General features: G+C 47.8%; 8 protein-coding genes. 7 read left to right on the top strand and 1 reads right to left on the bottom strand.

Annotated elements, in window-relative coordinates; all coding sequences use genetic code 11:
* Positions 1-210: 210 nt before the first annotated feature.
* Positions 211-918: an SDR family oxidoreductase gene (locus RIG68_RS26740; RefSeq protein WP_350129725.1), complete on the bottom strand. Its 708-nt coding sequence runs from the start codon at positions 916-918 to the stop codon at positions 211-213.
* A 177-nt stretch (positions 919-1095) separates the two neighbouring features.
* Between RIG68_RS26740 and RIG68_RS26735 the strand changes: the two genes are divergently transcribed.
* From RIG68_RS26735 to RIG68_RS26705, 7 genes are all read left to right on the top strand, one after another.
* Positions 1096-1824 carry an MlaE family ABC transporter permease gene (locus RIG68_RS26735; RefSeq protein WP_350069244.1) on the top strand — a complete coding sequence of 243 codons (729 nt, stop codon included), beginning with the start codon at positions 1096-1098 and terminating at the stop codon, positions 1822-1824.
* A gap of 6 nt (positions 1825-1830) precedes the next feature.
* Positions 1831-2586 (top strand): ABC transporter ATP-binding protein, encoded by a 756-nt coding sequence (locus tag RIG68_RS26730; protein WP_350127153.1) that lies wholly within the window; start codon positions 1831-1833, stop codon positions 2584-2586.
* A 108-nt stretch (positions 2587-2694) separates the two neighbouring features.
* Positions 2695-3012 (top strand): DUF3817 domain-containing protein, encoded by a 318-nt coding sequence (locus tag RIG68_RS26725; protein WP_350129722.1) that lies wholly within the window; start codon positions 2695-2697, stop codon positions 3010-3012.
* An 81-nt stretch (positions 3013-3093) separates the two neighbouring features.
* Positions 3094-3957, top strand: a complete 864-nt coding sequence (locus tag RIG68_RS26720; RefSeq protein WP_350129720.1) for a ChaN family lipoprotein — start codon at positions 3094-3096, stop codon at positions 3955-3957.
* Between the two features lie 112 nt (positions 3958-4069).
* Complete coding sequence (locus RIG68_RS26715; RefSeq protein ID WP_350129717.1) at positions 4070-5830, top strand: ATP-binding protein; 1761 nt, start codon at positions 4070-4072, stop codon at positions 5828-5830.
* 234 nt (positions 5831-6064) lie between these two features.
* Complete coding sequence (locus RIG68_RS26710; protein WP_350129714.1) at positions 6065-6883, top strand: ParA family protein; 819 nt, start codon at positions 6065-6067, stop codon at positions 6881-6883.
* A gap of 366 nt (positions 6884-7249) precedes the next feature.
* On the top strand, positions 7250-8605 hold the full coding sequence (locus tag RIG68_RS26705) for an enolase C-terminal domain-like protein (protein WP_350129711.1): 1356 nt from the start codon (positions 7250-7252) through the stop codon (positions 8603-8605).
* Positions 8606-8656: the final 51 nt, after the last annotated feature.

Raw genomic sequence — 8656 nt, 5'->3', positions numbered from 1 at the left:
TTTAGTCAGTTCAAAGGTTCAAAAGAAATGGTCCAGACCGGTATCATGGACCAAGGTGATAAGTATACTAACTATGACATATCCCGAAAGACTTGAACCCAACTTTTAAAAAATGACACACTTAACTGAACATAACCACCGGTGTCTGACGGCTCTTGCCTGGTGGCTAGTTGCCGTGCCGACACCTACAAGCCCCGTCCTTAAAAACCATCAAATATCTCCCAGCTGAGGCCGGACCACAATATCTTCCACCACCGACCTTGGCGAAAGGCTATAGGCTGCCCACACCATAGTGGCTACATCTTCTAGGGGAATAAAACGCTCTTCGGGTATGTCGGCCTTCTCCCAGCTAGCCGTGAAAGTCGCTCCGGGCAGCACCGAACTCACCCTGATACCAAATGGCTTCATTTCCTCTCTCAGCACTTTGCTCATGCCGTACATGGCAAACTTGCTGATGGCATAGCTGCCCCCATTGGCATAAGCAACAATGCTGGCAATGGAACAAATATTGAAGATGTGACCTTTGCCAACCTTTTTCATTCCGGGAATAATCCCTCTCGAAAGGTGATAAGCACTGTACAGGTTGGTGTCAATCATTGTTTCCAATGCGCCCTCCACTTCAGAATGCACCTGCCCGGGGATAAATACACCCGTGTTGTTGACGAGCACGTCTACTGGCCTGCCGGTTTCTTTTACAAATTGCAGAAATGCATCAACCTCAATTCTTTTGCTCAGATCAGCTTTAAAGGTGTGCACTTTGGCGTTGGGCGCCATCTCGCCTACCGCCGTTTTCAAAGACGCAAGCTGGTCTTCTGACCTTGCACAGGTGACTACATCAAACCCATGCTGAACAAACGCCTCAACAACACCCCTGCCTATGCCTTTCGTGCCCCCGGTGACAACAATTAATTTATTCATTTTACTATCGTTTAATCTGATCTTCAACCAACTAAGTCCCAGAATCTGTTTAAAATTGTGGAATTGCGCTACCCCAGGGGTAACCAATATCCCCGAAAGTTAGTTTAATCTTCTTTTTTCCTGTCCGAAACTTTCTTTAACGGTGGGGATGTTTTTTCTTGGAACAAATTTGAGCAAATGGAAAGCATAGGCAAGTTCATGATCTTTTTCGGGCAGCAGTTTACCCGCATGGAGTCGTTTAAGACTTACGCCACGAGAGTTGTGGATGAGGCCATTCTGATTGGTTACAACTCTCTTCCCCTTTTTGCTATCATTGCCACGTTCATGGGCGCCGTTACCACGCTGCAAACCGCCTACAACCTGGTGAGTCCGCTGGTTCCTCTTTATATTGTATCGATGGTAGTTCGTGACATGACCCTGCTCGAACTTGCGCCTACCATCATGGCCATTGTGTTTGCGGGTAAAGTTGGCTCCAATATCGCCGGCGAACTAGGCACCATGAGGATCACGGAACAAATTGACGCCCTTGAGGTGATGGGGATTAACGCCACCTCCTACCTGGTGTTGCCCAAAATCATTGCGTCTATCCTCACCTACCCCATGCTTGTGGTTTTTTCAGGCTTTCTGACTATACTGGGTGGCTACCTGATTTCGATCGCTACCGGAGTACTTACCGGCACAGAATACATTTACGGTATTCGTTACGAATTTGTCCAGTTCAATGTCTCTTTTGCGCTGATCAAGGCAGTAGCCTTCGGTTTTTTAGTAGCTGCCATCTCTGCTTACAAAGGCTATTACACAGTGGGTGGAGCACTGGAAGTTGGCAAATCGAGTACCAGTGCAGTGAACAATAGCTGTATTGCCATTCTGGTTGCCGACTATGTACTTGCTCAACTTCTTATCTGATTTTATATGATTGAGATAGAAAACATCAAGAAATCGTTCGACGGAAAGGCCGTATTGCATGGTATTTCCGGCAGATTCGAAAAGGGCAAAACCAACCTGATCATTGGTGCCAGTGGCACAGGAAAAAGTGTGCTCCTCAAGTGCATTGTGGGCCTGGTAAAACCCGATGAGGGAACGGTGACCTACGACGGACGGGATTTCACACATGGCGACAAGAGCCTCAGAACAGATATCAGACGTGAAATAGGCATGTTGTTTCAGGGCGGAGCGCTCTTCGATTCCATGAATGTGGAGGCCAATGTGATGTTTCCGCTCAATGTACTTACCAAGATGCCTCAGGCGGAAAAGCTCGACAGGGTCAACTTTTGTCTCGAAAGAGTGGGGCTGGCTGGCGTGAATAAAAAAATGCCATCGGAAGTCAGCGGAGGAATGAAAAAGCGGGTGGGTATTGCCAGGGCCATTGTCAACAACTCCAAGTACCTGTTTTGCGATGAGCCCAATTCCGGGCTGGATCCACAAACGTCGATAACAATAGACAACCTGATTCAGGAGATCACCTATGAATTCGACATTACCACGGTGGTCGTTACCCACGACATGAACTCAGTAATGGAGATTGGCGACTATATCCTGTTCATGCATCAGGGACAAAAAAAATGGGAAGGCAGCACCGACACCATTGCACAGGCAGATGTACCGGAATTGAAAGACTTTATATTCGCCAACAAATTGATGCGGACAATGATTAAAGAAGTGAAGTAGGCCGATGGCCTTCGACTCATTTGGTTTATAGCAAGAAATAAAAAACAGATTTGAATTATCAACCAGAGTTGGTCAACGATGCATGGCCAAACAATCGTTTTTCTCACAATGAACAGTAAAGTTTCCTTTTTTCGTTTTGTTGCCACTGTGGAAGGCATTTCATTCCTCGTATTGTTGTTGATCGCTATGCCATTGAAGTACTGGATGGATCAGCCACTGGCTGTCAGGTATGTGGGTATGGCTCACGGCGTCCTCTTTCTCTTATACATTCCAGCCCTATTATTAGCCGCTCCTGTGTTAAAATGGGACTTTTTGATGACACTCAGAGCGTTTCTGGCTTCGCTGTTGCCAGGAGGTACTTTTATGCTCGACAGACAAATTGTAAAAGACTGGAAAGAGATCAGTTCATCAGCAAACAATAGCTAACTACCCGCATTTGAGAGTCCTGAAGTAGTACCTTGATAGAAAATTGGCTTTCTTTAATGCCATTACCGGATCATTCAATCTATGAAAACCCTTCTCTTTTCTTCGCTGGTTCTAGTCACCCACTGTCTCTTCGCCCAATCACCGCAGGCGTTTGAAATCTACAATTCAAAAGGCAAGCAGGTTGCTTACGAAAAAATGCTAAAGGACGTTTCCCGGGCCGACGTGGTCTTCTTCGGCGAGCTGCACGACAATTCTATCAACCACTGGCTGGAGCTGCAGGTGACAAAAGGCCTCTATGCTGAGCATGGCAAAGACCTGGTAGTCGCCATGGAGATGTTCGAGGCCGATGATCAGCTGGTGGTGGACGAATTCATGAGCGGCCTTATCGAAGAGAGGCATTTGCTCAAGGAAGCTAAAATGTGGGACAACTATAAAACGGACTACAAGCCAATCGTGGAATTTGCCAAAGAGCACCAACTGAAGTTGGTGGCGTCAAATATCCCCCGAAGGTATGCCAACCTAGTATATAGAAAAGGGCCTGATGCGCTCAATAACTTGCCCGACGAAGCAAAAAAATACATGGCCCCTCTTCCCCTGGAAATTGACCTGAGCCTGCCCGGCTATCAGGAAATGATAAAGTCGATGGGTGGGCACGGTGCACCAGGAAGTGCCGAAAACCTGGCCAGCTCTCAAGCGAGTAAAGATGCAACAATGGGCTGGTTCATCAGCAAGGAAAGCAAGAGCAAGGTCATTCACTTCAATGGCTCCTACCACTCCAAAAATGGGGAAGGCATCATTTGGTACCTGAACAAATACAATAAGAAAGCGAGCGTGGCCACAATACATTGTGTGGAGCAGGAAAACATCGGAGAGCTGGCCGAGGGAAATGTTGGTGCTGCGGATTTTATCATCGTGATCCCTTCTGATATGACAAAAACATACTAAAGGCAACCGTTGCAATCGATCAGGTGGCATTTGGATAAGCAGATTCCAGATTATTTTTTTACTTTCATACAATTTTAAGCTCCAACAGGCTTCTTTTTTTTCGACCAGCACAATGAATTTACTTAAGAAAGCACTCGGGAAGCTGCTGCCTGCCAGAGATGCCTCCAGGCCTATAGAAGAAAGGCTTTTTGAGATCACACTCTGCCTGACTATCCTCACGCTACTGTTGTGGTCGTTGGTAGGCATACTGTCGCAATTCAATTCAACTGTCCTCGGCATCTATCTGTTCGCACTGTGTTTTTACTCTGCGGTCTATTTGGCTGTTAAAAAAGGCATATCCTTTCGTCTTACTACCTCTGTTTATTACATCTCTGCATTGCTCATCATCTCCTTTGGCTGGCTCCCCTCCGGCGGCATCCGTGGTGCTGTGATGCACATGTGTGTGCTCATCTACATCTCAGGGCTTTTGGTTTTACCTATACGCCGTTATATCATCTTTATCATATCCACGATTTGCGTGGTGATCATTTTCGTCACCATCGAGTACTACCACAGAGACCTGGCCGTGCCCTACACTGATTATGTGAGCGAATGGAGAGATCTTTCGATAGCGGGGGTGGTCATGCTGGTGGTGATGGGCTTTGCTTTCTATATTTTCAAAAAAGAGTATTTGCAGGACAGAGAGCATCTGCAACGAATGAACCTCGAGTTGGGTACTGCCAAAGAAAGGGCCGAATCGGCCGATAAGGCTAAGAGTCAGTTTCTGGCTACCATCAGTCACGAAATGCGAACACCGCTCAATGGAATCGTCGGACTTGCGGAACTAATCGAGAAAACCAATCTTGACAAAGAACAGAGCGAGCTTGTAAAAAACCTGGCAACCAGCAGCCACATACTTTCAGGCTTGATTACTGATGTGCTTGACATCACCATGATTGAAAACAACCGGGTGACGTTACAAGAAGATGCTTTTGAGCTGAAGGATGTAACGAAGGATATCAGCCAGCTATTTCATGGATTTGAGTCGGTGAAAACCAGTAAGGTTTCCATTGAGTTGGTACACGCCAGCAAATCCGACATTCACCTGATGGGTGACCTTAAGAGGATCAGGCAAATCCTTATTAACCTGACAACGAATGCGGTCAAATTCACACCGGCAGGAAAAGTGACCATGTCTACCACCGTTGTGAGAAAAGAAGATAAGATTGCCACAGTGCTTTTCAAAGTTGACGACACCGGCATTGGCATTCCAAAAAGTCAGCACCCAAAAGTGTTTTCCAGGTTCTTTAAGAATGAAACTGACCTGGCGGTGGTAGGCACCGGATTGGGCCTTTCCATTGCCAAAAGCCTGACCGACTTGATGCACGGGAAGATTTGGTTCTATTCTACCGAGGGGAAAGGCAGCTCGTTTTATGTGGAACTTCCACTGACTCTCGCTACCCGGAGCGAGCATGCGCTGGCTGAGAAATACACCCAACCGATAAATTTCAGCGAACTATCCGTTCTCGTTGCCGAGGACGTATATATCAACAGGCTTGTAATGCTTAAAATACTCAAGAATCTTGGTGTTACTAATATAGAAGTGGCTGAAGATGGGGAGCAGGCTGTGGCCCTGGCTTCTTCCCGGGATTTCGACTTTGTATTGATGGACGTTTTAATGCCCAGAATGGACGGCATTGAAGCAACAAAGGAAATTCGCAGACTTTTTCTTGAGAGAGGACAACGTCTTCCAATCATCGTTGCCGTTACTGCCAATGCTACTACGGAAGATGAGAGCAAGTGCCGAGAGGCCGGAATGGTTGATTTTATCACCAAACCATTTACTACCGACATCCTCAGGGCGGTTTTCACCCGCCTTTGGACTTCAGTCTAGTTGTCGTCACTAGCATCATCATGTATGCACAAATTATTGTCCATAGCCACTCGACACATCAGCTTGGCTTGCTTTGCAAAAAATGCTTAACTTTCTACCAAGCTATAGCAGTCGACCTTTGACTTTGCCGACCTTATAAAAAACTCACCGTCTTTTATATAATTTTTTCTTGAAATAATTAAATTATTTCCAGAGCCGTGCTTTTTTGTATATATTTAAGTGATCAGCCTAGCTATGGGAAATACCGTTGCCATTTACAATTTTAAAGGAGGGGTGGGTAAAACCACAACCGCCCTCAATCTTGGCTACGCCTGGTCCCGACAGTTTAAAGTGCTTTTGATCGATTGCGACCCCCAGTGCAACCTGAGCAACTCCCTGGGTGCCGACAATTCTACCAAGTCCATTTACCGGTATATCAAAGACCTGCTGCACGACAACCTCCCTGAGAACATTGAAGCGCAGGAAGTGACGCCGTATATGCACCTGCTGCCAGGCGACTATCTGATGACCGAAATGGAATCCAACAGCAGGTTTATTTCGTTTGGCCCCAATATCGTCCAGAAGCTGGGATATGTGCTGCGTAAGGACTACGACATCGTGATCATGGACATGCCTACCCACTTTGGCGGACTTGTAAAGTCGATGCTTACTGACGTCGACAGTATCCTGATTCCGGCCCTTGCCGATTCGTTCTCCATTGATGGCATTAAGAAGTTACTGACTTTTCTTTACACCGTTGAAAGAAAAAGGCCGCTGAACATATTGGGCATCTATTTCAACATGTACAAACAGTCGCTCATCCACCACCGGGAAAAGTATGCTGAGGCAATGACGGAATTTGAAGACTTGATGCTGGAGAGCACTGTTTCAAACTCCATCAAGGTAAGCGAGGCCATAGATATCGGCAAATCCATGAACAGGGTCAATCCTGAAAACAAGTCGGCCATCGACTTTCTCAAGCTCAGCGATGAGCTGATGGCCAAGTTCAACAACACCTTTTTGTCTTCGAAATTCATCTCAGAAGAGTTTCTGGAGAATATCAAGACGAGGTAAGCCGCTGAAAAAGGATTCAACCGCTGAGAAAACCGAAAACACAGCGCCAGGGAGAAATATCGCCCGGCTTTCGGTAAACGCAAACTCCTCACAGTAGTCCCGTAGGGACGACACATAGGTAAACTCCACCAACACGTAAAACAAGCACTGCCAGTGCCGTCAGGTACGGCACATGGCGCACCCACGTGCCCACGAAAAAAACTTCCTACAACAACCTGGGCTAATACAAACCACTCCCCACCTTTCTTCCCCTTCAAAGGTTGAAGCCGCTTCAATAGCCTCATTGCTCCTCATCAAAAAGCCAAAGCATCGTTCTCCTCAAATTACTATATTCATTCAAAACATACCTTAACTACAATAATTACCATGGAAAACGAGAACAATAAAACCAATATTGGGCGGCGGGAAGTCATTAAAGGGCTCGGCCTTGGAGCCACTGGCACGTTTCTGGGGGCTGCCAATCCGGCCGTGGCTGGCGTATACGAAGCTGCCACCAAAGCCCTCCCTCCTCTTACCATCACCAACGTCAAAGCAATTTCCACATGTCCACACGGCATAGAGCTGATTGTGGTGAAAGTGGAAACCAGCGAGCCGGGACTTTACGGGCTCGGCTGTGCCACCTTCCGCCAGCGGGCCAGACCTGTTATCTCAGCCATCAACGACTACCTCAACGACTTCTGCAAAGGCAAAAGCGTCGACAACATAGAAGACATGTGGCAAACCGCCTACGTAAGCTCCTACTGGCGCAACGGCCCCGTGCTCAACAATGCACTTAGCGGCCTCGACCAGGCCCTGTGGGACATCAAAGGCAAGCGGGCCAATATGCCGGTTTACCAGCTGCTGGGTGGCAAATGCCGGTTTGCCATCCCCTGCTACTCTCATGCGTCGGGCAACTCACCGGAAGCCGTAGCCGACGATGCCAAACGCATCATGGATGAAGGTTACAAATATGTTCGTATTCAAATGGGCGGCTATGGTGCCGCTGGCGTGGCGGCAGTGCCCGATTTTAAAGCCAAAGGTTTTGGCATGCCCGACGACAACTACATGGATCCTTACTTCTACATGAAGAGTGTGCCCGAGATCTTCGCCAAAACCCGGGAGGTGTGCGGTGAAAGAGTAGAGCTGCTGCACGATATCCATGAGCGCCTACAGCCCAACGATGCCATCAACATGATCCGCAAGCTGGAAGAGTACAGGCCTTTCTTTATAGAAGACCCCTTCTCTCCTGAGAACATTGGCTATTTCCGCCAGCTGCGACAGCAAAGCAGCGTGCCGCTGGCCATGGGTGAGCTTTACAACAACCCCCACGAATGGGTAGGCCCAATGAGTGAAAGGCTGTTTGACTTTATCCGTATTCATATTTCACAGATAGGTGGCATTACGCCCGCTATGAAGGTGGCCAGGCTGGGTGAAGCCTTCAATGTAAAAACAGCGTGGCATGGGCCTGGAGATGTGTCGCCGGTAGGCCATGCTGCCAACGCCCACATCGACTTTGCCGTGTGGAACTTCGGTATCCAGGAAAGCGTCAACTTCTCCGATACACTGCGAGAAATCTTCCCTGGTAGCCCCTTCATGAAAGACGGTTATATGTACGTGAACGAAGCACCGGGTTTGGGTGTGGACATCAACGAAAAGTTGGCGGCCAAGTACCCAATTCCAGAGAAACAGCTCAACGGCTGGACACAGCTTCGGATGCATGATGGAACGCCGGTGCGGCCTTAGCAACTGGTTTATCAACTCTCCGAGGGGCTTTAAACCCCCGGAGGGTTTGAC

Source organism: Imperialibacter sp., assembly GCF_040222385.1.
GTDB lineage: Bacteria > Bacteroidota > Bacteroidia > Cytophagales > Cyclobacteriaceae > Imperialibacter.
Note: the sequence above shows the minus strand (reverse complement) of the source record. Positions and strands in the feature narration are given on the sequence as shown.